Genomic DNA, 25,369 nt, shown 5'->3' with positions numbered 1-25,369 from the left:
GTTGACGATTTTTACAAAAAAAATAGTAGCTATCTAACTTATCGATAAATTAATAATCAGCCTACTTATCTCTCTTTTTGTGTTTAATGTATTGCGTGCACTCGAATAAAAATGTCTTTTGGGAGATTCAGTAAAAATTAATTTTAGGTGGGCCCTCGTTAAATATTACTAATTTCAAATGGCTTTGAAATATTTACATTAAATGTAATGCAACTTGATAGTAATTTCAAGGATTAAATAAAAGTAAATTGAAATTTTGATTTTGATAAAAATGTTAAAAAGAATTTTTAATTATCTGAAAAATGATAATTCTTAAATTGACAGGGAAAAAATTTCATTAGTTAAAAGAATCGTGATCGGTGGTATTTACGTTTTCTGTTTTTTCTTTTTAGCTGCCGGGAAGAGAATGTTGTTGAGAATCAGGCGGTAACCTGGCGAATTTTTGTGAAAATTCAAATCTGTCGGTGGGTCGCCTACGGCGTGCTGGTAGTCCTCGGGATCGTGGCCTCCGTAAAAAGTAAAAGTTCCTCTGCCGTAATTTCCATGAATATATTTGACCTGGTCGGTACCTTCGCGTTCGGCTAAAATGTAGACCGATTTTTTAATCAAATTTTTTCGAAACATTGTGGTTTGTCCCATAAAGCCGTGAATTACATTTGCGTGATTTTGAGTTAGCATGGTCGGAACGGGGTCGTGTTTGGCAGAGAATTCGAAGAGTGTAAAATAATCGTTTTGCTCTGGTCCCACTTCAGCAGGTTGAATGTCGATATCGCTATACTCATAAATTAATGGATTCATTTCGAGTTTGAAATTTTCGAAAGCCAGAGTTTCTGAGAAATCGATTTTGTTTTGAGCGTCCGGATCGGCTGGGTCACCGTCGTAAATCCTGTCAACAATATCGACATGGAGTGCCGAAAGTGCTATGTCGTATGAATCGGTGGCTGAGCACATGGCAAACAAAAAACCTCCGCGCGCTATATAATTACGGATCTCGAGAACGACGGCTTTTTCCATGTCTGATACTTTTTTAAAGCCGAGTTTTTGGGCTTCCGATTCGTAAAGCCTCTGTTGTTCGATATACCATGGCGCATTACTAAACGAGGCGTAGAATTTGCCGTACTGACCTGTGAAATCTTCGTGGTGCAGATGCAACCAGTCATATTTGTCGAGTGCACCTCCAAGTATTTCTGCAACCCAGATTTTATCGTAAGGCACTTCAGCATAGTCGAGTGCCAGTGTAACAGCATCGTCCCATGGCTTGAAGTTGGGAGGAACATAGACTGCAATTTTCGGTGCTTTTTCGAGTCGTACCACATCCATATTTTGTTCGGGGCTTTGAACAAACGCATAAATTGAAACGGCGTCTTGTGATGAAATTTTTTCAAATGCTACTCCTTTCAATCTACATCGCAATGCCAGTTCCTCGCTGTAATCGAACATGAACGAACCGCCCCTGTAATTTAAGAGCCAGTCACCCTTGTAACCCTGTTCGAGAGCATTAAATGCAACGCCATATGCTTTCAGATGATCGGTCTGTGTATTGTCCATGTAAATTAAGATTTTCGGCTGTGCTGAAATTTGAAGCGAGATGATAAAAGTTAATAGCAGCTTTTTCATTTTATAAAAGAGAGGCTGTTCAATGAACAGCCCCGTGAAATCTAAGCAGTTTTTCTATCGGATTCAATGTAAATTGGTTTTTCACCCTTGAGAACTGTGTCTTCGGTAATAAGACATTTGTCGACGTTGTCCAGACTGGGCAATTCGTACATGACGTCGAGTAAAATAGCTTCAACAATAGAACGCAAACCTCTTGCACCAGTTTTTCGTTCGAGAGCTTTGTTCACAATTGCTTCGAGGGCAAGCGGGTCGAATTCTAATTCCACACCTTCGAGTGCGAAAAGCTTCTGGTATTGTTTAATGATAGCGTTCTTCGGCTCGGTTAAAATGTTCTTCAGAGCCTGGGCGTTCAAGGCGTGGAGCGGGGCAATAATTGGAATTCTTCCCACAAGTTCGGGTATCATTCCATATTTAATCAGGTCTTCGGGTTGAACTTTTTCTACAAGATTATCTCTGTCGAGCTCTTCATTGCTCTCGATATTTGTATCAAATCCGATTGCGTTTCTGTTAATTCTCGAGGCAATGATATTTTCGATGCCTTCGAAAGCACCGCCGCAGATAAAAAGAATATTTTTTGTATTTACGTTAATAAGACTCTGTTCGGGGTGTTTTCTTCCGCCTCTTGGCGGAACTCCTGCAATTGTCCCTTCGAGGATTTTGAGGAGAGCTTGCTGAACGCCTTCGCCTGAAACATCGCGTGTGATCGAGACGTTCTCGCTTTTACGCGCAATCTTGTCGATTTCGTCGATATAAACGATTCCCTTTTGAGCTTTTTCAAGATTATAGTCGGCTGCCTGGAGCAGTCGGACCAGTACGGTTTCGACATCGTCTCCCACGTAACCGGCTTCAGTAAGCGTGGTAGCGTCGGCAATTGCAAATGGGACGTCGAGTATTCTGGCTAATGTCTGTGCCAGAAGCGTTTTTCCAACACCAGTCGGCCCAATTAACAATATATTGCTCTTTTCGATTTCAACATCGTCAACATCGAAAAAAGATGTTGGCGCATTTATTCTTTTATAGTGATTATAAACTGCAACGGCTAAGATCTTTTTAGCTTTTTCCTGGTCAATTACATATTCGTCGAGATTCTTTTTAATCACCTCTGGAGTAATTGAAAGATTTACTGTCTCTTTCTTGTTGAAATTAGAAAGATTGTTTTTCAGTATTTCGACGCTGGTTTTAATGCAGATATCGCAAATATAGACATCGGGACCGGCAACCATACTTGATACTTCGCTTCCGTCTCTACCGCAGAACGAACATCTAATTGTTTTGGGTTCTCTTTTGTTAGCCATTTTTGCCTTTTTTTGTTTGTATATGATTTAAATTTTGTATTGCTGTTTCAAGATATAATGAATCGGGATATTTCTCAAGAAAATTTTTATATAATTCGGCGGCTCTCGTCTCGTCTTTCAAACCGTATTGATAAATTTGTGCCATAAGTAAAAGAGCTTTATCCTTTAGTATCCCGCTTTCCGATTTATCGAATAATTCCTTCAAATTTTCTAAGGCCTTATGATAGCTTTTAGTATAAATATTAATTTCAGCAAGTTTGTATAATGCAAAGTCCTTTAGTATAAATAAATTATCGCGATCAATTAAACTCTTTAATAAAGTTGCTGCCTCTTCATACTTTTTTTGAAATGCAAATAAATCACTTTTAGCATAAATAGCAAGGTTTAAAGAATCGCGTTTTAATGCGGAAATCAAAGCCGACAGTTCAATAGCGTCGTTTGCAAAAGCAGACGAGAGATCGCCGGAAGCAGATTTCAGATTCGACAGGGCAGATTCAAAGTTATTCTGCCAGAAATCGATTTTAGCTTTCCGGAAAAAAGCTTCGGCTTTTAAGTCCGCAGTCAGTTTGTAATTCAACAATATATTATCGAAAAAAGTTTTGGTTTGTTCAAGATTATCAGAATTAATTGCAATTAAACCCCGCTTTATGAAAGATTTAGCCGAATATTCAGTTCCTGGCGCGCGTAAATTTATTATGGCAAATATCGAATCTGCAAGCTGGTAATTATTAAGGTTCTCAAATTCAATTTCTGCTCTCGAATAGAGAGCCTGTATATAAATATTGCTGTTGGGATATGCCTCTGCAATCTTTTTATATTCTTCCGACAGTCGTTTGTATTCTGTCGTATCGAATTTTTCCGCGTACTGCCAGTCGTCACTTTCTAAACTGTCGTTAAGGCGTGCTCTGAGAGTTTCGACATAAGATATTTTGGCAAGTGGAACGAGATTCGAAGCCGGGTAGTTATCGATAATATATTTGTAACCTCTCAGTGCCGCATCGTAAGCTTTGCTTCTTAATGCGCTTTGGGACATGGAATAGATCGAAGCGCCGTTGCTGTTTACCTTCTTTTCGTATTCGATTGTGTATTTCAATGCCAGATCATAATTGCCATTTAACATATTGCAGAAGGAGATCAAATCGAGATAAATTGGTTGTGTGTTTTCTTTATAGTAAGATTCCAGTGTTGAAATAATTTCGTCGAGAGCTTTCTTGTTACCAGAATAAGAATTGAATTTGGTTTTAACAAGTCCAATCTGATCGGGATTTATTGAAAGGAGATAACAATATTCAAGAGTAGCTTCTCTATAACGTAGAGTAAGGGAATAAATGTTAGCCAGGTCGAGTGTGAAGGTCGATTTGTCGCTCGATAGGTAGCGCCCCTTTTTCAGGTATTCAAGGGCACGGTCGAGTGCTCTGCTCTCGATAGCATAATTTGCAATTATTCTGTAAGTGGAAATCGAAGTCGGATTTGTCTCGATGCCTTTATCCCAGTAAAAATACGCCGAATCGGACATCTCTTTCATAAAATAGACGGAGCCCATTAAACCATATAAAGACGGGTCGTTTGGAGAATATTTAATTCTTTTAGTTATTATTCTTATGGCTTCGTCGTATTTCTTTTGTTTTATGTAGATATTGTAGAGAGAATTAAAATATGAATAATTCCATGGCTGCAGTTCAATCAACTCGTTCAGTAAGGATTCCGCTTTTTCATAGTTACCAGCTTGTTCGTAATTCTCTGCGAGTCTGAATTTAGTGTCAGCATTCTGTCCCTGTATAACTGAAGTCAAAATAATTAGAGATATAAAAAGAACTCTATGTAAGATATTTCTCATCAAAAATATTACCTATGTTTAATATGCGATTCGTGTCGAAAGCCAATTTAATCAATGCCATTTTTTTAATTATATCGTCGTTGTACATAAGTTTAAAATATTCCCGTTTCAGTTTTCCGATACCGTGCTCGGCCGAGACTGTGCCTTTTAGTTTAACTGCATTGCTACAAATTTGCCTGTAAGTTTCAATTGCTGTTTTATACTGTTCAGCATTGTCCGGAAGCATATTTAAATGAATGTGAGAGTCGCCAGCGTGTCCATAAACAACGTAATTAAGACCAGCCCCTGATACCAATTTAATTGTATCGAAATAAAATCTCTTGAACGATTCGAACGGGACGGCTACGTCAGTGCCAACTTTTTTGAGTCCTCTCTGCGACATGTAATCATTTACTTTTAGAGCAATAGCGTGGCGGAAGTCTTTGAATTTATCCATCTCTTTTCTGTCGTTAGCAATCCATGAATCTTCTTCCATTCCATTATGTCTGGAAATCAATTCCATCCATTCAGAAATTAATTCGTCTTCATTGCCGTCGATTTCCTGTTCGAACCAGACAGCGGCTTCTGCATTTTCAGGAATATTAGTATAGTCATTGCGCAGGAATTTTAGTGTAAATTTGTCGAATAATTCGAGTCCTCGTGCTGAAATAATCGAATCGTCTGTATATCTTGAAAGTCTTACAGCTTCTTCTACAAAGTCGAGTGCATCCTCCTGCGAGTTGAAAAAAATTATGCACGACAAAATATTTTGTGGGAGATCAATTAGTTTTAATTTAATTTCTGTAATAATTCCTAGTGTTCCCTCAGAACCAATAAAGAGATCAATCAAGTCCATCTTTTCTTTGCAGTAGTAGCCGGCGGCGTTTTTTGTAGCAGGCATCTCGTAGCGAGGCAATTCAAATGAAATAATCGAACCGTCTTCTGTGGGAATGATGGCGTGTGATCCATCCGCAATAAATTGACCCCTTTCAATTCTCAATTTTCTACCGTCGGGCAAAACAATTTTAAGACCGAGCACATAAGATCGGGTTGGACCATATTTGAAAGTCCTTGCACCCGAAGCGTTTGTTGCAACCGTCCCTCCAATATAACAGTTCCTTTCAGTTGGGTCGGGCGGATAAAATAAATTCCTGCTTTCAACTTCCTGCTGGAATTCGCTCAAAATAACCGACGGCTGGACGACAGCGTATTTATCGTTCGAATTTATTTCGAGTATTTTATTCAACTTCTCTGTCGATAATACAATGCCCCCTTCGGGAACTCGTCCTCCAGTTAATCCCGTGCCGTTTCCGGCAACTGTAATTCTTTTTTTCTCGACATTGCATCTGGATACTATTTCCATTATTTCTTCTTCTGATTCCGGTATATAAACAGCCTCACATTTACCCGAATAATTGGAAGCGTCTGTTAGATAGTTTTGTATTTCGTCATGATTCGATTTGATAATCATATTGAAAACTTCCTTATTTAATCGACAGATTTTCCGTGTTTTTTCATTATTTCTTTCCATGTTTCGAGGTCGAGCTGCTCGGACTCTTCAACGAGTAAAATTGGGATGTCGTTTTCAATTCGATAACGCCTGCGTGTTTCTTTGTCTGTAGAAACCAAAAAATCACCGTCGAGAATAAGGTCGGCTTTTGATTCCGGGCAGCAGATAATTTCTAATAATTCCTTAGAAATCATTGTTCCTCCAATGCTTGGAAATAAGTATGCAAAGATACGAAACTTAAACGAATTCGTTATATTTGAGAAATGAAAGAAACCTTTATAAATAACGAAAAGTTCTACAATGAGATCTCTTCTTTTTATGATGAAATGATTTCTTTCGACTCAAATTTGAAAAAGAGGGAAGACTTTTATAAAAAGATATTCAACAAAAACGGCGCCGTTGCCGACATCGGTTGTGGCAGCGGCCTGGATTCGATTGCCCTGGCAAAATCAGGTTTCAATGTAACCGCATTCGATCCATCGGATAAAATGATTGAGTTACTGAAGAAGAAAACCAGCTTTTACAATGTTCGTATTGAATGCGAAAATTTTAGAATGGAAAAGATTCCGACGGCTTATAATAATCGATTCGATTTTGTTGTATCTATGGGAAATACAATTTCTCATCTGAGCAAGAAAAACCTTGCCGAAGGAATTAAAAGAGTTTATGACATATTGAAACCCGGCGGTAAATTTTTAGTGCATCTGCTCAATTACGATTACTTTATTAAAAACTCAATCAGAATTAATAGCATTAAAACTGGAAAGAGAATAATTGTACGTTTTTACGACTTTAGCAAAAAAAGAGCTCGCTTCAACATACTCGAATTTTCTATGGAAAGACCTGATGAATACCAGCTCCATTCTGTAATTCATTATATTCATAAGAACAATGAAATAAATAAACTGCTTGTCGAAACTGGATTTAAGAAGATAGAATTTTATGCCGATATGAATTTGACGCCATTTGAAAACAATAAAGAGATGTTTATTTTGTGTCGGAAGTAAATTAAAGACTTAGAATTTTTCTAATGGTTTTTTCTTTCAGCTGTGCCAGGCTTTCTTTTGTAAACATTTTGTAAGCTTCGTCTCTGAGTTTGCCCCATTTATCGTGAACTGGGCAGGGATTTTCGTCGGAGCAGCCGGGAAATCCGAGCACGCAGCTTTTGAAAATTTTGTCGCCGTCGATAGCTTCTATAATATCGATGAGATAAATGTTGCTCGGACTTTTTGCAAGATAAAAACCACCGTTTTTTCCTTTTTTCGAACCGACAATTCCTTTATAAGTAAGAGTTTGTAATACCTTCGAAACGAATTCTTTTGGTACTTTCAGTTCTTTTGAAATTTCCTCTGCACTGAAAACAACTTTTTCTTTTTTTATCGAAAGATAAAGTACAGCTTGAATGCCCAGTTCACATGCCTTCGAAAAAAAGACGGTCATTGATTGTTTCCCGAGTTTGTACTGTTTTCTTGATTGACAAAGATAGTTTGAGTTGGATAAGCAAACTCAATTCCTTCTTGCTCGAAAAGTCTGAAGATTTCGAGATTGATACTTTGTTGAATGTCGAGATAGAGCTCCATTTCTGGCGAGAGAATGAAATAGACAAATTCAAAATTGAGACTAAAATCGCCGTAGCTTACAAAATGACCCCTATCGTACTGAACCAGCTCGTGACGGCTGATTATTTCTTTTATCATAGTCGGAATGGCTATTAATTTGTCGTGAGGAGTTTGATAAACCACTCCAATTCTTAAAACGACTCTCCGTTTTTCCATTCTTTTGAAATTGTGGACAGTAGATGTAGTAAGTCGTGAATTGTTAACGATTAATTGTTCGCCGCTAAGAGCTCTTATCTTTGTCGTTTTGAGTCCAATTTTTTCAATATTTCCCAGTTGACCTTCGAAATTGATAAAGTCCCCAACTTCAAAAGGCTTATCAAAAAAGAGAACAAAATAGCTGAAGAGGTCGCCAAGTATTGCTTGCGCGGCGAGGGCCACAGCCACGCCCGAAATGCCGAGTCCGGTTATTACCGCTGAGACTTCAAATCCGAAATTATCAAGTAAAAATATTATACCGACAGCCCAAATGACCAGATCGACCAGACCCAGTAGAGGTTGTATGCGATTGAAATCCGATTCGCGATTGCTCTTAATAAAATATCGTTCTATTAAATACTTAACGACAACAACACTGAAACGTACGACAAAATACGTAATCAATACTAAATAGATAGAAACGATAATTTTTTCTGTGTCGTTGCTTAATTTCAGGCGTTCAATTATTAAATAAAGGATGCCAAGATAAATCGCAGGAACAAAAAATTTGTTAATGCTTTTGTTTAAGAAGTTGTATTTAGAAATATAACTGGATTCAAGTTGTTTTTTTAATCTCTGCAGTACGAATTTCTTAATAATTCTTATTATTATAAAGATTACGAGAAAAACACCGAGTGCAATCAGATAATCTTCAATAGTATTTCCCAAAAATTCTTTCTTAAAAAACATTAATTCCTCACAAAAAGTGACGAATAAATATAAAAAAACCCGCATTAAAAAATGCGGGTTCTATATCTAATTATCTACTTGATTAGTTGAGGGCGTATGCGGGAAGAATTTCTTCGCTTGGTTTTAACTTTTCGATGCGAACTTTAATTACTCCAGGATAAATCATCCCGAGAGCCTTTGCTGCTCCTTTCGATAGATCAATATCGCGTCCCTCGATATACGGACCGCGGTCGTTAATTTTAACAACGACGCTTTTTCCATTTCTTAAATTTGTTACGCGTAAATATGTACCGAATGGCAATTCTTTATGCGCTGCAGTCAATGCCATCTGATTGTAAATTTCGCCATTGGCTGTCTGCCGACCGTGAAATCCTGGGCCGTACCAGGAGGCTATCCAGTTGCCAACCGGCTCGTATTCTACATTGGCAGTTGAAGGACTTGAATCGATACTTAGAATTACTTTTGCATCCTCGTCGTTTACACTTGCCGACGAGCTATCTATATCTACCAGCCCAATTACTAATGCTGCTACTGTAATTATTATTGTCGTTTTAACTATACGCAAATATTACCTCTGTTTTGTTTTACAAACTATTGTGTGAGAAAAAGTCAGAATAGAATATTGGAGTTATTAAATTTTCAGATTTTTTCTGAGTGCTCTTTGAGTCTCGTCTTTTTGAGTGGATTTGATGAAGACGTAATTGTGATACTGAATTGTGACGGAAGAAAATTCCGCTTTGCAGTTCGTGATGAAATTAATCCCGGGCGAAAATGTAATTACTGTATTATCTGAAATTATATTTTCAATTATCGTACTCATGGGATCAATCGGCTCTGCATATCGTTTGGCTTTTGTTTCCGAATGATTAGCAATCAATAAAATTGCAATGGCAATAAAGCTGTATTTTCTTAATTTTGTTTTCATTGTAGCACGCAAATATAGGATAATGAAAGTAAAGATTCAATTTACAGTTAAAGTATATTACTTTGAATGGAAATTCTTTAGCACTCGTTAACTTCTATGTAAAGTATCTCGATATTTTAATTTATTTTGTATTCTTGAATTAAATTATCTGATAAAAATATTGAAGCAAATGGTATCAATTGTTTTACAAAGTCTATCGGAACTGGTAATAGACAACCTGAAAAATAATTTTCCTGATGGAATGGTAGAATTCATTTCCCTCGGTACCGAAGTGCAAGGAAAAAATGTGGTAAATATTGTTGACGAAAATCCTTATTCGTCTAGAGCGATAAAAAAAACTGCAGAAGCAATATCGAATAAAATAGTATTGTGGATCAGCGAATATGAAAACAAAAAAATCAAAAGAATAAATTTTTACGACGAAGCTCTGAAAAAGTTAATTAGTAATTTAGATAATCATAATGCTGGTATTGTTTATTCGAACTTTGTGGAATATGACTGTGCGACACGTAAAAAATCTAAACATCCGTTGATACCTTATCAATTGGGCAGCATTCGGGACGATTTCGACTTTGGTTTTGTAATGATTCTTAACGGAGAATTGATCAAAAGTATTGCTTCGGAGATGGAAGAAAATTATTTATATTCTGGATTTTATGATATGCGCCTGAGAATATCCGAGGTATCGAATTTAATTCATATTGATGAATATCTCTATTCTGCAGATGTGGAATATAGAAAAGACGATATGGAAGAGCATTTCAAATATGTAGCTTCGAATAGAAGGACACTTCAATTAGAATACGAAAAAGTTGCTACGGAACATCTCAAAAGAATCGGAGCGTATATTACACCGACTAAAAAATTATTTGATTTCAAAAAAGTAGAAGAAAGTTTTCCAGTCGAAGCTTCTGTAATTATTCCAGTTAAAAACAGAGCAAAGACAATCGAAGCGGCCGTTAATTCAGCGCTGAATCAAAAAACAGATTTTGAGTTTAATGTTATAGTAGTCGATAATTATTCCGACGACGGGACTACCGATATACTCAAACAGATTGCCGCAACAAATCAAAAACTTATACACCTTATTCCAGAAGAAAAAAACTTACAGATTGGCGGCTGCTGGAATTATGCTGTAAGGAGTAGCTATTGTGGCAGGTTTGCAGTCCAGCTCGATAGTGACGACCTTTACTATGATAAATACGCACTGGCTAAAATTATGAAAAAATTTTACGAGGACGGATCAGCGATGGTAATCGGTTCTTACAAATTGACCGATTTTAATCTCAACGAAATTCCACCGGGCATTGTAGATCATCGTGAGTGGACTGATCAGAACGGAGTCAACAATGCATTGCGAATAAATGGACTGGGTGCACCACGTGCTTTTTATACATCGGTGTTGCGAAAGATTGAAATTCCCAACGTCAGTTACGGCGAAGATTATTACCTCGGCATTACAATTTCACGCACTTATAAAATTTCAAGAATTTATGAACCCATTTACATCTGTCGCAGGTGGGCAGGTAATTCGGATGCTGACCTTTCTCAGGAAAAAATTAATAATAATAATTACTATAAAGATTCACTCAGAACTAAAGAAATAATCGAAAGACAAAAATTAAATAAATATGCTGGTGAATAAAATTCTTGCAGATAAAAACGATTTCCAGCTTGCTGAAGATGCTGTTAAGCTACTGGGAAGACAACTGGTAGAATGGGAATTATTAAAAACGAATTATGATAAGCTTGCCGGCGTAATTAACAAGGAAATTCGTTTTGAGGATTATAAGTTTATAGTACAATATAATCCCGGACGAATCAAATCGACGATGGCGGATATATCCGATTCCGGAATAAAAAACAGAAAATGTTTTCTTTGTAAAGAAAATCTTCCCGAGCAGCAGAGTGGAATTATTTATAACAAGAAATTCAACTTGCTCTGCAATCCTTACCCTGTCGCCAGTAAACATTTTACGATTGTAAAACTAAAACACATGCCTCAACAGATTGTGGGTAACATAGAGGACTTACTCGATTTAACGCGTCAGATGAGTAAATATTTTACGCTTTTTTATAATGGGCCAAAATGTGGAGCATCGGCGCCCGACCATATGCATTTTCAGGCGATCGAAAAAAAGAAAATGCCGCTTGAGGAAGATTTTAAAAAGATAATTGCCGATTCGAGAAATTTTAAGATTGAGAAACCGCGGCTCTCAATTTTTGCTGCCGAGACGTATCCCACAAAACCAATCATATTAGTAACTGAATATAAAGATGAAATATTGAAATCTTTCAGAGTTATTCTTAATTCACTTAAGAAAATTTATGAACCTAAAGAAGAGCCTTTGATAAATATTGTATCTACATACGAAGGAAATAAGTGGAGTTTGTTTATTTTTCCGCGTAGAGCGCATCGTCCTAAGGAATTTTATACCGGCGAATTGCTTGTAAGCCCCGCAGCACTGGATATCTCCGGATTAATTATTGTTCCCCGAAAGGAGGATTTCGATAAAATCGACCGCGATAAATTGATCGATATTTATAAGCAGGTTTCGTTCACGAAAGAATATTACGAATTTCTTAAAAAGAAGTTATACGATAATTTTATACGCTTTTAGAGAATCTTTATTGCAATAAGACTGACGTCGTCTTCAAGTTCATTGTCCGTAAATTTTAATAGTTCTTCGCGTAATAAATCGGCAGTATCGTCATCCGGTTTTAAATTGCTAATGAAGTCAAGAAGACGATCATTGCCAAATATTTCGCCTTCTTTATTTCTGGATTCCGTAATACCGTCAGTAAAAAGAATTATTTCGTCGCCGCTTTTGATATTAATGATTTTGTTCGAGTATTGTCCATCGGGATTGAAACCAAGTAAAAGCCCTGCTGACTCGATAAATTCCGCACTGCTACCCGAGCGGTAGATAATCGGGAGGTCGCCTGCGCCAGAATATTTTGCAATTTTATTCTTCGTGTCGATAATTACAACTGAGAGCGTAATGAATACTTCCGAAATACGTTCGTCTTTGTAAACCGACTCGTTGATGCGCTGGAGAATGATGTCGGGATTTAACTCAGCTGCAGATTCAAGAACCATTCTTGCGGCAGTTCTAACATAGCCGGCATATGCGACGGCAAAGTACCATGCACCCCACCGCTTTCCCATAACGTCTCCCATTATAACAGCAATGCTGTCGTCATTAATTTTAATATAATCAATAAAATCACCGCCGGGGACGTTCTTAAAAGGTGCATGCCATTGAAGTATTTTGAGTCCGCTAAATTGAGGAGGTGTTTCAGGAACAACTTTTGCCGCCATCGAATCGGCAGCTTTCTGCACTTCGTATACAACTTTTTCTCTCTCTTTTTCGAGACTCTTTAGTATGGCAGATACTTTGGCAATAACAATCTTAGGGCTGGATGTCTTTACAATGTAGTCTTCTATTTCCAGGTCGTACCCTAAAAGCATATCTTCCTCGCCGCTTTTGGCGGTAAGAAATATAAAAGGAATCGATTTGTATTCGGGATTGTTTAATAGTTCTTTTCGAAATTCAAAACCGTCCATGACGGGCATCATTATGTCGCTAATAATTAATACGGGTTGAACTTCGTCGATCTTTTCGAGAGCTACTTTTCCATTTTCGGCGTGCACACATTCAAAACCTGCTTTAGTTAAATTATGAATAAACAATCTGGCAATGTTTGGTTCGTCTTCTACTAGCAATATTTTGTTTGATGATGAAACAGCCATATTCTCCAATTCCGTTTATTTAAAACTGTTGATTGCAGAGTTTATATCTGGATAGACTTCGAAAACTCTATGCAAACGTGTAAGTTCAAACATAGCACGCACGTTCGGTCTTAAACCAACAAGTTTCAGGTCACCGCTCTGATTGATTGCTCTTTTTAATCCGCTCACCAGTGCCCCCAGAAAAGTAGAATCGATGAAGTCTACTCTGCTGAGGTCAATAATCACTTTTTGTAAACCCTGTTCTATTTTTGAGTAGATTGTTTTTTTTATCTGTTCTGCTTCTTTAATTGTTGCTCTGTCAGTGTCGAGTTTAATTGCCACAACATCATCGAATGTTCTTTCTTGAATGTTCATAATCGACCCCAATTATTTTTTATAATCGATATTATATTTTTCCATTAAACGGTAGAGAGTGGCTCTACCTATTTTTAATTTTTTCGAGGCTTCAACTATATTGCCATCAGTAACCTTCAAAGCGTGTATTATAGCCTCTTCTTTTAATTTTTCGAGAGGAATTATGGGCGAATTGTCGTCGAATAAAATTCCGTTTGAAGGCAGTGTGGCTTTGACTTCACCCGATGTAATTGAAGTTGGCAATACATCAATGTCGATATAATCTCCTTCGGTAAGTATTATGCATCGTTCAATTGTATTTTCGAGTTCGCGTACATTGCCCGGCCAGTCATAATCGTAAAGAAGCTTAAGTGCTTTTTTGGTAACACCCTTAATATTTTTTCCTAACTTTTCATTGTTCTTTTTGATAAAGTGATCGATTAGTACTACAATATCGCCACGTCTTTCACGGAGTGGTGGAATGTTGATAGGAAAAGAACTGAGGCGATAATAAAGATCTTCCCTGAATAATTTCTTTTCGACACATTCGCGCAAGTCTCGATTCGTGGCAGAAATAATTCTTACATCGGTTTTAATAATCTCGTTGCCACCAACTCGTTCGAATTCTTTTTCTTGAATAACGCGCAGAATTTTTGCCTGTAGAGCAATATCCATTTCCCCAATTTCATCCAGGAATATAGTTCCGCCGTTAGCAAGTTCGAATTTTCCGATTTTTCTTTGGTGTGCGCCTGTAAATGCACCTTTTTCGTGGCCAAAGAGTTCGCTTTCGAGTAATTCTCTCGGTATCGAAGCGCAATTGACTACAACAAATGGGGCATCCTTTCTGTTGCCATTGTAATGAATTGCACGCGCAATCAATTCTTTGCCCGTTCCACTTTCGCCTTGAATTAGTACGGTAATATCGTTATGCAGGACTTTGGAAACCATTCTAAATGCTTCCTGCATTTTTTTATCGGCCGAAATAATGTTGTCGAAGCTGAATTCTTTTCTTATATCCTCTTTAAGATTCTTTAGCTCTCGTTCGAGGTCATAATTTTTTATGGCATTGCGAATTGCTGATTCAAGACGGTTTTTATCAATTGGTTTCGGGAAATAATCGAACGCACCCAGACGGATCGATTCGATGGCCACCTGCACGCTCCCTTGCGCAGACAACATAATTACCGGCAAACTCGATTCGTAAGCCTTTATTTGGGATAATATCTCGTTACCGTTTATATCGGGTAGCATAATATCGAGCAGAACAAGGTCAGGATTTTCCTTTAATGAATTTAGAAAATCCTTTCCATTCGTAAATGTCTTTACATTGTATCCCCACTGATTTTTACACCAGTGCGTCAACATTTTTAGTATCGACTCTTCGTCGTCAACTATATATATGGTTTTCTCCATAACTCAGTCTTTCTTCTTGGGTAGTCTTATAATAAAAGTGGAGCCTTTGTTTTCCTGACTAATTACACGGATAACCCCTTTGTGAAGGTCCACAATTTGCTTTACCAGAGCAAGACCAAATCCGGCACCCGGCTGAAGCATTCCCTGTCGGTAAATTTTCGAGAATTTCTGGAATAATTTAGGGATTTCTTTCTCCGGAATACCAACGCCTGTGTCTGTAACGGCAATTTCAATTTCCCTGTCGAAATTTTCTACGAAAACAGATATTCTACCATTTTGAGGAGTAAATTTGATCGAATTTGATATCAAATTTCCAATTGCCTGCATAAGTCGATTCTTGTCGGCATAAATAATGACTTTATCTGCCGGGAAGCGGGTTGACAAACTTAATTCCTTTGCGCTGATTTGTTCGTTATACGTAGCAAGCAAATCATTAAGGGCTTCCAATAATTCAAATTCTTCTTTATTTAATTTTTCTTCTCCAGATTCGAGCTTTGAAAAATCGAGTACGTCATTAATCAATTTTGCCAATCTTTTCCCTTCGGTAAGGATAATATTGCTGAATTCACGAATGGTTTCGGGAGGAAGTTCGCTGTCGGTAGATATTGTTTCAGCAAAGCCAACTATTGAAGCCAGAGGAGTTCTTAATTCGTGCGATATATTCGAAATGAATTCACTCTTAAGTTTACTAACTTCTTCCAGTACATTAATTTTTTGCTTGGCTCTTTCGCGTTCGATGGAAATTATTCTATTGGCTTCTATCAATTTTGAATTGAGCTCTTTAATTTTCTTTTCATCGGCTTTACGTGCCGAAATGTTTCTTCCGACGCAGACTATTCCCGCCACTTCGTTGTCGATTATCAAAGGTTTTGCATGAACTTCGAATATTATTGGATTGCCGTACCTATCCACGAACTCAACTTCGAATAATACTTTGTCGCGCGAATCGATCAGTTTTGAAAATGCGTCGGCTACAATAAACTCGTTGTCTTTGTGTATAAACTCAAGTATATGTTTGCCTGTCATTTCCTGCGGAGAAAAACCGAGAGTTTTGGAGCCATTTTTGTTGATTGTACTGATATAACCAAAGCCATTTAGAATAAAAATTAAATCGTCGGCCGTATCGACGAGTACTCTTAACTTTTCTTCCGAATTTTCGAGTTTGAGCTGATTAATCTTTTCTTCTGTTATGTCGATTATCATGCCGATAATTTTTTCCACTTTGCCTTTGCGTATAATCGGTATACCGTTATGACGTACCCAGTGCTCTTTTCCGTAACGGTCTTTCATTTGATATTCAACACAAGCATTATCGCCACTGCGAAGTGTATCGATAAATTCTTTGAATCTGGCAAAATGTTCTTTTTTGATAGTTCGCAGAATCAAAAATTTATTTTCATAAATTTCCTGAGGTGTAAAACCGAAAATCATTCTAACTGCACTGCTGATATAATAGTATTCGCTACCGTCATAATTTGTCGAATAGACAACGGCGTTTAGATTATCAACCGCTTCCCGCAAAGTGTCGTTGGCGTCAGAGCTGGCTGTTTCCCGGAAAATAGTTAGAAGTCTAGATGGCATTTTACCGTCAAGAAAAATCGAGTCGATATAAAAAGATTTTTCAATATTTCCGTTTTTATAGATTAAAGATTCGTTTAGTCTACTTTTTCTATTCTTAAAGGCTTTGATAAACGGCAGTTTTTCAAAGGTGAGCTTTTTGCCTTTTTCGTCATAAAATTTGTCTGAATCAAAGAATTCTTTTGTCGGTTCCTTGCGAATTCCCAGAAGGCTCTTCAGCTTTTTTGATACGAACAAATTTTCGACGTCTTCAATAATCTCGAGAGCCGGCAGATCCATATTTTCAGTATATTTTTCGAACCGTGTTTTTGCCATTAACTTTTTAAAAAATTATTATGAACGTTATAAAATAAATTTATTTTTATTTAAAAACACATTTTTTGCTAATTAGAAGAAAAGGTATTACGTTTAGTATTCTTTTCACGATATAAAATAAGCCAGTAGGACAAACTTAGAAGCGATGCGAAAACCCAGTAAGCAATTCTTGTTTCGAGATCAATCATGATTGAACCGATAATCGGACCTGCAATTGTACCGATACCATAAAACATCACATAGTATCCGTTAGCTTCAGCAATGAAATCCCTGTCAACTTTTTCCATAGTGTAATTAAGTCCAATAGTGTAATATGCAGGCACAATCCCCCCTATTAAAAAAAACAGAAGTATTAAGTAAATAAAATTCGCTTGGAAAAGTGGAAGCAAGAAAAGGATGGCTAATATGACTGAAATGGCAGAGAGAAGTTTTCTTTTGTTAATCTTGTCGGCCATATAACCGATAAGATAAAGGAGGATAATACCACCAATAACGAAAGAAGTAAGAAAAGACGATACATCTGTTGTGTCGTACATACTTCTCAATCCATAAATTGGTATAACCAATACCAGTGATGATTCCATAATTCCATAAACGGCAGAAGAAATTAAACTAATTACAGGCATATCACTAAGGCGCATTTTATCATTCTTGGAATTGGAGTTTGTGAAATGAAAACTGTCAAAAAACAAAAAATATAAAAACCAGACGATGAACATTACTGTAGAACCGATAACAAATGGCACCCAATCGGAAATTTTTAGGGTCCATATTAAAAGAGTTCCTATAGCAATTCCGATAGATAAGAGAACAACGTAAATGCCAGTGTTTTTCCCGCGGTTGGAATCGTCGCTGTAAAAATTAATTATGAATTCTGTCGAAACAAAAATTATGGTACCTCCAAGTCCCATAATAAATTTAACCGTTAGCAACAAAGGATAGTAGCGCCAGAAAATGTGTGCAAGTGCACCCAATGCCCAGATAAAAAATCCAATTAGAACGACATTCCTGATTTGATACTTTTTAAGAAGTTTTCCCGCAAGAGGAGAAAAGAGTACAATGCTGATATAACCAGCTGTCGTAACAATGCCGGTTAAAAGAGCAGGAGTTTTGGATTTTTCCAGAAGTATAACTGTGACCGGATTAATTAATCCGAATCCAATTCCGCCAATTGCAATTCCTGCCAGTGCCAGATAAAGATTTTTGTGCATAAAAAAATCCGTATTATACGGCAAAAATACGAAGAATAGATTAATGGATAATAATTGTATAATTTTGCACACAAAGATTGAAAGGAACAAAAATGGCGAATAAAAAGCCCGAGTTACTTGCCCCTGCCGGAGACTGGAGTATGCTCAATGCCGCAATTAAGGCAGGCGCAAATGCCATTTATCTTGGAGTGGAAAGCTTAAATATGCGCGCACTGGCAAAAAATTTTGAACTGGAGGAATTACCGGAAATTGTTAAACATTGTAAAAATAACAACGTTGATGTTCACCTGACTCTTAACACTATCGTTTATGAGAATGAACTCAACGAACTCGAAATGATAGTTAAAAGAGCTAAAGAAGCTGGAGTAGATCTCATTATCGGGTGGGATTTTGCTGTAATTCAATTATGCAAAAAATATAATGTCCCATTTTGTATAAGCACTCAGGCTTCGGTTTCAAATTCTGTAAGTGCAGAGTTCTTTCGACAATTAGGCGCAAAACGAATTGTACTTGCAAGAGAATGTTCGCTGGAACAAGTCAAGGAAATTAAAAACAAAGTCGACATTGAAATCGAAGCTTTTATTCACGGCGCCATGTGTATCGCAATAAGTGGACGCTGCTTTATGAGTCATGAAGTCTTTAATAAAAGCGCCAATCGAGGCGAATGTCTCCAACCCTGCAGACGGGAATATGAAATTAAAGACAGCGACGAAAAATTTTCTATGATTCTCGGCGAAAATTATGTCCTTTCTCCTAAAGACCTCTGTACAATCGATTTTATAGAACTTTTAATAGAAGCAGGTATCGATGCCTTCAAAATTGAAGGCAGAAAAAGAAGTCCGGAATATATTTATAACGTTGTCTCTGCATATAGAAAAGCCATCGACCTCTACTACGAAAATAAGCTGGACGAGGAGATTAAAACCGATTTAAAAAGCAAATTATCCGAAGTATATAATAGAGGATTCTCCAGCGGATTTTATCTCGGAACACCAACCTCAAAGGATTATGCCGAAGCTTATGGCAACCTGGCTACTACCCGAAAAAAATTTGTAGGCAGAGTAATTAATTATTACAATAAAAATAAAGTTGCACACATTTTTATAGACGCTGAGCAATTGGAACCTGGAGACAAATTATACATAATCGGAAATACAACGGGAGTGGTAGAACTTGAGATTAATTCGATGCTAAAGGACGATAAACCAATCAATCGAGCTGCCAAAGGTGACGATATTACAATTTATTGCGAGGAAAAGGTTAGAGAAAACGATAAGGTCTATAAAATAGTCAGGACTAATTGATCCAGTCGAGACCCGGTTTCGTCCTTTTGATTCCGAAACTATTGAGTGCTTCGTCGAGAGTGTCGAAAATCTTGAATACCTTGTCCATACGTGTTACGACGAAAACAAGCGAAGGAGCTTCTTTGTTATAGACCAACCTTAAATCCCCCTGAATCGAGTTGATTTTTTTCAATAACGAAACCATTGCTCCAAGGAAAGTCGAATCAATATACTCACATAATGTCAAATCGATGATTACCTTTTTGCTATCCTGATCAATTAACTCTGTCACAAACTCTTTAAATTTAACTGCCTTTGCCAGCGTCGCTCTTTTTAGATATACATATATGACTGTTACATCTTCGTACTTTTCAGATTTAAATTCCATAACAACAGATATTTTTTACGATAAATATAGTGAAATTTACGTAAACTGAATAGAATTATTGATATTGCAATAAAAAAAGGTGAAGGTAAAAACCTTCACCCATTAAGGACGGAGCCCAATATTAATTGGGTAAGTTTGTTTGTGTGCTTTTTATGAAAAACAAAATTTATGCCGTAGCTCAGCATCGTGTTTTATTGGTGGTTAAGAGTAAATACTGTACGAATAAAATTCGCAGTCGAAGAAAAATATGCGTGGGATTGCTCAAAATCCGTAGCTGATTCCCCAAAGAATTGTGTTAGTCTTAAAATCGTAGGATATTTTTTTTTCGATGGTTTCGTTATGAGTATTGAAAAATAACAAGTCGATCTGGCTGTAAATCCACAACGCCGCATAAGAAATTATTAATGCATTACGTACCTTATAAGCGTTGTTATACTCGTCGTAGCGTGCGGGTATTAAGTTCTTATTTGTTTCGTTAAGATAACTTTTTTCTTTTTGATTGGTCTCGTAAATAAAATAAATCATACCTGCGAGATTTAATAAGGAAGCTGAACTCAAAATAATTCCCTTTGTAGAAAAGCCATTTGAGAGATAACCCCAGCCAGGCAATATCATGTTTTTTAATTGCATTAAATTTTGTGTAGGCTTTACATCCTTAATTTCATTTTGATAATTTGTAACGGTTGTATCGGACTGCTCAATTTTAGGCGGAGTAAAATTCAACTTAACCTGATCGAAAAGAGATATTAGCTTTGGAGATATAATTAAAGGATCGGGTGAATAAGCAGGATTGATTTTTAAGATTGCCTCAAAGTTTCTGGCTGCGGAATCTTCGCGTGCAATGGAGTAGAATGAAACAGCTCTCATCAGATAAATGTCGATCAATAACGAGTCCTGCAAATTATTTTTGTTTTTCAATAAGGAATCGGAAAGCTCTATTACTTTTTCATACTCAAAAGAATTGAATTCTTTTTTAACGTTATCATATGAGATTACTTGTGCAAAAAGAGACGAGGACGTGAAAATAAATAATATGGTTAAGAAGAATTTTGATTTCATTTCATAAGGACAATTTTTCTTGATAGATGAAAGTCGTCGCCGGTTAAACGAAGTAAGTAAATGCCTGAGCCCATTTTATTGCCGTACTTATCGACGCCACTCCATATTAAATTGTATTGGCCAGCATTTAATTCTCCTTTTTTCAAATTAATAACATGTTCGCCTGTGGAAGAATAAATATCGAGTGAAATATACGAACTTTTCGCAAGTTCAAACGTGATATTTGTCTCGGGATTAAATGGATTTGGGTAGTTTTGTAGCAAAGTATTTTTGTAAGGGAGAGGATTTTCGTCTTGATTAACGGTAGTTGGACTGTTAACGAGTTTTTCGATTTGAGGAACGATATTGCCTTGCGGATCTATTCCTCCAAATACCAATACGGTGCCATAGTAATTAACAGCCATCGGGTAACGACGTGGTATTTTTAACGAAGGAAATTGGGAAATTAGAATCGAACCGCCAGAAAGAAATTCGACAGCTTCAACTTTGCTAAGAGCTTTTTCGGACTCGTTGTATCCACCTATAATTAGAGCCTTTTTCAAAAAACGATTATAGATTGCAATACCACCGGCTCTTGGACTTTGCAATACTTCTTTAAGTATTACAAATTCTTTTGTCTCCAGGTCAAGCCGGCTTATTTGCTTTAGTGCACCGTGAAGTATTCCACCAAAAATGTAAATGTATTTATTGTAAAGAACCGTCATGTGTTGTTCGGGTAAGCTTGTGCTAATAGTATCGTAAGTAAAGTTGATTTTCTTATTTTTCAAGTCGTAGCCTACGATATAAGGTAGCTGTACATCGATGCTCGTAATTGGATTGCCTCCAATTATATAAAGTTCGTCGTCTTTTATGTGTCCGGTAGAATAGCGACGTGCAAAAATTATTGACGTGTCGTAGTCAATTGGTTCTGTGGGATAAGACTTGAAGTTCCAGGAATTAATATTATTAACAACCCGAGAAGTTTCGGCAGCTCCTCCGAAATAATAAATCGAATTTCCCCAAATATCAGCTACAAATTCGGAGCGGGGTTGATCCATACGACCTGCCATTTTCCACTTGCCGTTAAGTACATCGTATTCCTGAATCCAATCTACAGGCTTACCATCACTGTCCCGTCCACCAAGAAGGTAAAAATATTGATTGTTATTAGTGGTTGTGTCGAATACCACCTGTCCTCCCGATACGGGGTTAGGCATGTCATGTCCCGTTATTATTTGCCACTGATAGTACTGACTAAAAATTGGCTCTGTTAATATGATTATTAAAAGTACTAATTTTTTCATATGTGACCTTGTTTAAAAAAATATTTCAATCAATTATTATACCAGCTATTTTGTAGCTAGATTAAATTTCAACTTGAGAGAGTCTCCCTGTCCTACATAAACAGTGGTGTCAACATCCTTAAAATTAGGATTTGTAATTTTCAATCTCATAAATCCGGGATTTACCCTGATATATTCTTTTAGTGGCGTTTGACCTTTATAATTTCCATTGATGTAGATATTGCCCCACGGGTTTACTTTAATATCAAGGAAACCAAGTAACGATTCCAGCGATATTTTCAAGTTCGTAAGCTTATTTTTCTCGATTTTCAATATTTCTGAATAGATCGGGTAATCGGGATGAACTAACTTCAAAGTGTGTTCGCCAGCTGATAAAGTCAAAGGTTTCTTTAAGGGAGTGGTTTCTATTTTTTCGCCATCAATATAAACATCAGCCCAGGGGAAACATTCAACAAAAAGTCCGCCTTCGCCCACGTCTTCAATCGATGCTTGTTTTTGAACTTCGGCAGGAATGTTTAGTTCATCTGTTTTATTTGTCAGATTTTGATCATCAATTAATGTGGGTTTCTCTTCGGAAACGATATTTCCCGTTTTGTTATTTGTTTTGCTCGGTGCGGTAAATTCCGTATCCACTTCGTTACTGGGGAGATTAATTTCTGAGTGTTTATCATCTTTTACAATAATTGTAATGGCAATAACTAAAATTAGCAGTACGAATAATGGAATGATTATGCCGTATTTCTTTTTGACTTTATTTTCGAGTTTATCGAGGTCGCCGCCTTCTTCTTTTGCATTGAGCTTTTCTAAGACGTCTTCGGCCGAATCGATTCGTGCTGCAGGTTTTTTTTTCAAAAGTCCCGTCAAAATATCCTTTATATCATCATCTAATCCTTCGAGATTTTCTTTGATGCTATTCTCATTGAAAGACATTATTTCGTTTAATGTAAGCGTAACGTTTTCTCTGAGGAAAGGATTTTTGCCGGTAAATAACTCATATATAACAACACCAGCAGAAAATAGGTCGCTTTTGTGTGTCAATTGAGAACCCGATACCTGTTCGGGCGACATGTAACTGGGTGTACCTACAATTGAGTAGGGACTCGTAACAAAATTGTCATCAGCTGAAAGCGCAAGGCCGAAGTCTCCAAGTTTCAGGTTTAGATTTTTATCGACGAATATGTTTTCTGGTTTAATATCGCGATGAATAATACGATTTTTGTGTGCAAAATTTAAGGCTTTGAAGAGCTGGATAGTTAGCTTTTTTTTGTCGTCTTTGCTTAATGTCGATTCCTGTAAAATATTTCGAAGACTTGTGCCTTCTATATACTCAAAAGAGATATAAAAAAATTCTTTGGAGGTGCCAAAGTCGAGAACTTTGATAATATTGGGATGGTCGAGCCTGGCAAGCAATTTGGCTTCTCTTTTGAAACGCTCGAGCAAAGAAGGGTCTGAAATCTTAGCTGTGTTTAAGACTTTGAGTATAATTTTTTTGCTCAAATAGATATGATTTGCGAGATAGACCCCGGCATGTTCATCTTTTTTGAGAACTTCTAAAATTTCGAACTTCTCGAACATTATTTCCGATTTACCGCTCATCAACTTTTTGTTCCATCTCTTTCAGTTTCAATTGAATCCAGCGTACTGAAACTCCGAGAGATTTTGCAGTGAGAGTTCTATTGCCGTTAAATTCTTCGAGTCGTTTTTTTAGCAGCATCATTTCAAAATCACGCAGGGTGCCTTTGAAGTCCATTAATTCCTGAGTGCCTTCAAGAATTATATGGTCAGCGGTAATTTTTTGTGAATCGCATAAAATAACCGCACGTTGAATTACATTAATTAGCTGTCGAATATTTCCTGGCCAATAATAATTTTCGAGTTTTTTTACGGCAGCAGGTTCAATCGGAATATTTTTCCCTGCAATTTTTTTGATAAAGTGAGTTGCCAGAAGTGGGATATCTTCCCGCCTTTCTCTTAGAGGAGGCATAACGATTGGAAATACATTGAGACGGTAATAAAGGTCTTCACGAAATCTACCTTCTTTTACAAGTGCAGAGAGATCTTTATTTGTTGCAGCAATTATTCTGACGTTCACTTTTTTAACTTTTGTGTCGCCCAATCTAATAATTTCTTTGTTCTCAAGAACTCTTAGCAACTTTGCTTGAAGAGCAGTCGATATGTCGGCAATTTCGTCGAGAAAAAAAGTGCCGTTATCTGCAGCTTCGAGCAAGCCCTGCTTGTCTGTAGTGGCGCCTGTAAATGCGCCTTTTTTATAACCAAAAAGTTCGCTTTCCAGTAGACTGTCGGGTATTGAACCGCAGAATTGTGCAAGAAACGGAAAGTCTTTTCTTTTGCTGAGATGATGTATGGCTTTTGCAGCCACTTCTTTGCCGGTGCCGCTTTCGCCTGTAATTAGAACCGTTGCGTCTGTCTGAGCTACTTTATGGATAACCTGGGAGAGGTTTTTCATAACGACGCTTTGACCAACCATCTCCGGAATTTCTTCAATTGACTCGAGTTTATTAATTAGTATTCTATTCTCACGCTCGAGCTCTTCGAGTTTTAATATTCTATCGAGCGCCAGCGAGAGAAGATTCGAAAAGAAGTTTAGAAATATCAAATTTTCTTCCGTGAATTCCTGGCGATTTTTGGTGCTGTCTGCAATTATTACTCCCCAGACTTTATCGTCCCTTATGATCGGTACGCCAATTACCGATTTGATACTATGAATCTGAACGCTGGCAAATTGTGAGAGATTCGGATCGCCCATAACGTCGTGATATAAAAGCGGCTTCTTTTCAGAAATTACTTTTTGCAGTATGCCAGAGGAAAATTGATTTAAATCCGTTATTGATTCATTCGATATTTTGCGCGCACTAATAATCGAAAAATTATTCTCTGCTTCGTTGTACTTTACGAAAAGTCCTCTCTCTGCATTTATAATGTTAATGACAATGTCCATTGCATCTTCAATTAGAGAATCCTGTCCTGCTGATGAATTTAATATCTGACTGAACTGAAAGAGAGCTTCAAATTCTTCTTTGTCGAGGTTTTTTATGTAATTAATATTTTGAGGAATAAATTTCAT

22 protein-coding genes and 1 pseudogene are annotated in these 25,369 nt (G+C 37.1%); 4 read left to right on the top strand and 19 right to left on the bottom strand.

Annotation, left to right across the window (positions count from 1 at the left end):
* Positions 1-366: 366 nt before the first annotated feature.
* From ACUN8G_RS09400 to ACUN8G_RS09380, 5 genes are read right to left on the bottom strand one after another with little or no spacing between them, the layout of a single operon-like run.
* A complete protein-coding gene (locus tag ACUN8G_RS09400; RefSeq protein ID WP_437346816.1) occupies positions 367-1,617 on the bottom strand; it encodes an asparagine synthetase B in 1,251 nt (416 codons plus the stop codon).
* Between the two features lie 41 nt (positions 1,618-1,658).
* Positions 1,659-2,912: an ATP-dependent Clp protease ATP-binding subunit ClpX gene (gene clpX, locus ACUN8G_RS09395; protein ID WP_437346815.1), complete on the bottom strand. Its 1,254-nt coding sequence runs from the start codon at positions 2,910-2,912 to the stop codon at positions 1,659-1,661.
* Positions 2,905-4,749, bottom strand: a complete 1,845-nt coding sequence (locus tag ACUN8G_RS09390) for a tetratricopeptide repeat protein (RefSeq protein WP_437346814.1) — start codon at positions 4,747-4,749, stop codon at positions 2,905-2,907. Before ACUN8G_RS09390 ends, clpX begins: the two co-directional genes overlap by 8 nt.
* Positions 4,730-6,199 (bottom strand): FAD-binding oxidoreductase, encoded by a 1,470-nt coding sequence (locus ACUN8G_RS09385; RefSeq protein WP_437346813.1) that lies wholly within the window; start codon positions 6,197-6,199, stop codon positions 4,730-4,732. The genes ACUN8G_RS09390 and ACUN8G_RS09385 overlap by 20 nt, the downstream gene beginning before the upstream one ends.
* Before the next feature lie 17 nt (positions 6,200-6,216).
* On the bottom strand, positions 6,217-6,432 hold the full coding sequence (locus ACUN8G_RS09380; RefSeq protein WP_437346812.1) for a Trm112 family protein: 216 nt from the start codon (positions 6,430-6,432) through the stop codon (positions 6,217-6,219).
* A 69-nt stretch (positions 6,433-6,501) separates the two neighbouring features.
* Between ACUN8G_RS09380 and ACUN8G_RS09375 the strand changes: the two genes are divergently transcribed.
* Positions 6,502-7,245 (top strand): class I SAM-dependent methyltransferase, encoded by a 744-nt coding sequence (locus ACUN8G_RS09375; protein ID WP_437346811.1) that lies wholly within the window; start codon positions 6,502-6,504, stop codon positions 7,243-7,245.
* A 1-nt stretch (position 7,246) separates the two neighbouring features.
* Here the strand turns inward: ACUN8G_RS09375 and ACUN8G_RS09370 are convergent, their stop codons facing one another.
* The 4 genes and pseudogenes from ACUN8G_RS09370 to ACUN8G_RS09355 all read right to left on the bottom strand — a co-directional run bounded on the left by ACUN8G_RS09370 (position 7,247) and on the right by ACUN8G_RS09355 (position 9,667).
* Positions 7,247-7,678, bottom strand: a complete 432-nt coding sequence (locus tag ACUN8G_RS09370) for an RrF2 family transcriptional regulator (RefSeq protein WP_437346810.1) — start codon at positions 7,676-7,678, stop codon at positions 7,247-7,249.
* Positions 7,675-8,742 carry a mechanosensitive ion channel family protein gene (locus ACUN8G_RS09365; RefSeq protein WP_437346809.1) on the bottom strand — a complete coding sequence of 356 codons (1,068 nt, stop codon included), beginning with the start codon at positions 8,740-8,742 and terminating at the stop codon, positions 7,675-7,677. The genes ACUN8G_RS09370 and ACUN8G_RS09365 overlap by 4 nt, the downstream gene beginning before the upstream one ends.
* 82 nt (positions 8,743-8,824) lie before the next feature.
* Positions 8,825-9,136 (bottom strand): annotated as a pseudogene (locus ACUN8G_RS09360) (septal ring lytic transglycosylase RlpA family protein); the annotation flags it as partial.
* A 237-nt stretch (positions 9,137-9,373) separates the two neighbouring features.
* Complete coding sequence (locus ACUN8G_RS09355; protein WP_437346808.1) at positions 9,374-9,667, bottom strand: hypothetical protein; 294 nt, start codon at positions 9,665-9,667, stop codon at positions 9,374-9,376.
* 169 nt (positions 9,668-9,836) lie between these two features.
* Here ACUN8G_RS09355 and ACUN8G_RS09350 point away from each other — a divergent pair, with 169 nt between their 5' ends.
* Entirely contained in the window at positions 9,837-11,312 is a 1,476-nt protein-coding gene (locus ACUN8G_RS09350; protein WP_437346807.1) for a glycosyltransferase family 2 protein, read from the top strand.
* Positions 11,299-12,288, top strand: coding sequence for a DUF4922 domain-containing protein (locus ACUN8G_RS09345; protein ID WP_437346806.1), 990 nt, complete (start codon positions 11,299-11,301; stop codon positions 12,286-12,288). Before ACUN8G_RS09350 ends, ACUN8G_RS09345 begins: the two co-directional genes overlap by 14 nt.
* Here ACUN8G_RS09345 and ACUN8G_RS09340 read toward each other — a convergent pair.
* The 5 genes from ACUN8G_RS09340 to ACUN8G_RS09320 all read right to left on the bottom strand — a co-directional run bounded on the left by ACUN8G_RS09340 (position 12,285) and on the right by ACUN8G_RS09320 (position 18,271).
* Positions 12,285-13,421: a SpoIIE family protein phosphatase gene (locus tag ACUN8G_RS09340; protein ID WP_437346805.1), complete on the bottom strand. Its 1,137-nt coding sequence runs from the start codon at positions 13,419-13,421 to the stop codon at positions 12,285-12,287. The genes ACUN8G_RS09345 and ACUN8G_RS09340 overlap by 4 nt on opposite strands.
* 15 nt (positions 13,422-13,436) lie before the next feature.
* Positions 13,437-13,775: an STAS domain-containing protein gene (locus tag ACUN8G_RS09335; protein WP_437346804.1), complete on the bottom strand. Its 339-nt coding sequence runs from the start codon at positions 13,773-13,775 to the stop codon at positions 13,437-13,439.
* Positions 13,776-13,787: 12 nt separating this feature from the next.
* Positions 13,788-15,167 (bottom strand): sigma-54-dependent transcriptional regulator, encoded by a 1,380-nt coding sequence (locus tag ACUN8G_RS09330; RefSeq protein WP_437346803.1) that lies wholly within the window; start codon positions 15,165-15,167, stop codon positions 13,788-13,790.
* A 3-nt stretch (positions 15,168-15,170) separates the two neighbouring features.
* Complete coding sequence (locus tag ACUN8G_RS09325) at positions 15,171-17,060, bottom strand: sensor histidine kinase (protein ID WP_437346802.1); 1,890 nt, start codon at positions 17,058-17,060, stop codon at positions 15,171-15,173.
* 68 nt (positions 17,061-17,128) lie between these two features.
* A complete protein-coding gene (locus ACUN8G_RS09320; protein WP_437346801.1) occupies positions 17,129-18,271 on the bottom strand; it encodes an MFS transporter in 1,143 nt (380 codons plus the stop codon).
* Between the two features lie 92 nt (positions 18,272-18,363).
* Here ACUN8G_RS09320 and ACUN8G_RS09315 point away from each other — a divergent pair, with 92 nt between their 5' ends.
* Positions 18,364-19,575 (top strand): peptidase U32 family protein, encoded by a 1,212-nt coding sequence (locus tag ACUN8G_RS09315; protein ID WP_437346800.1) that lies wholly within the window; start codon positions 18,364-18,366, stop codon positions 19,573-19,575.
* Here the strand turns inward: ACUN8G_RS09315 and ACUN8G_RS09310 are convergent.
* The 5 genes from ACUN8G_RS09310 to ACUN8G_RS09290 form a co-directional block, all read right to left on the bottom strand.
* The gene (locus ACUN8G_RS09310; protein ID WP_437346799.1) at positions 19,568-19,942 is read right to left on the bottom strand and encodes an STAS domain-containing protein; all 375 of its coding nucleotides are present in this window, start codon (positions 19,940-19,942) and stop codon (positions 19,568-19,570) included. The two genes, ACUN8G_RS09315 and ACUN8G_RS09310, sit on opposite strands and share 8 nt — an antisense overlap.
* 261 nt (positions 19,943-20,203) lie before the next feature.
* Positions 20,204-21,001: a hypothetical protein gene (locus ACUN8G_RS09305; RefSeq protein ID WP_437346798.1), complete on the bottom strand. Its 798-nt coding sequence runs from the start codon at positions 20,999-21,001 to the stop codon at positions 20,204-20,206.
* Positions 20,998-22,284 (bottom strand): T9SS type A sorting domain-containing protein, encoded by a 1,287-nt coding sequence (locus ACUN8G_RS09300; RefSeq protein WP_437346797.1) that lies wholly within the window; start codon positions 22,282-22,284, stop codon positions 20,998-21,000. The genes ACUN8G_RS09305 and ACUN8G_RS09300 overlap by 4 nt, the downstream gene beginning before the upstream one ends.
* A gap of 45 nt (positions 22,285-22,329) precedes the next feature.
* On the bottom strand, positions 22,330-23,880 hold the full coding sequence (locus ACUN8G_RS09295; RefSeq protein WP_437346796.1) for a serine/threonine-protein kinase: 1,551 nt from the start codon (positions 23,878-23,880) through the stop codon (positions 22,330-22,332).
* Positions 23,870-25,369, bottom strand: a complete 1,500-nt coding sequence (locus ACUN8G_RS09290; RefSeq protein WP_437346795.1) for a sigma-54 interaction domain-containing protein — start codon at positions 25,367-25,369, stop codon at positions 23,870-23,872. The genes ACUN8G_RS09295 and ACUN8G_RS09290 overlap by 11 nt, the downstream gene beginning before the upstream one ends.

The organism is Melioribacter sulfuriphilus, from assembly GCF_052656625.1.
The sequence above is the reverse complement of the archived record's forward strand: the minus strand, read 5'-3'. Positions and strand labels throughout refer to the sequence as shown.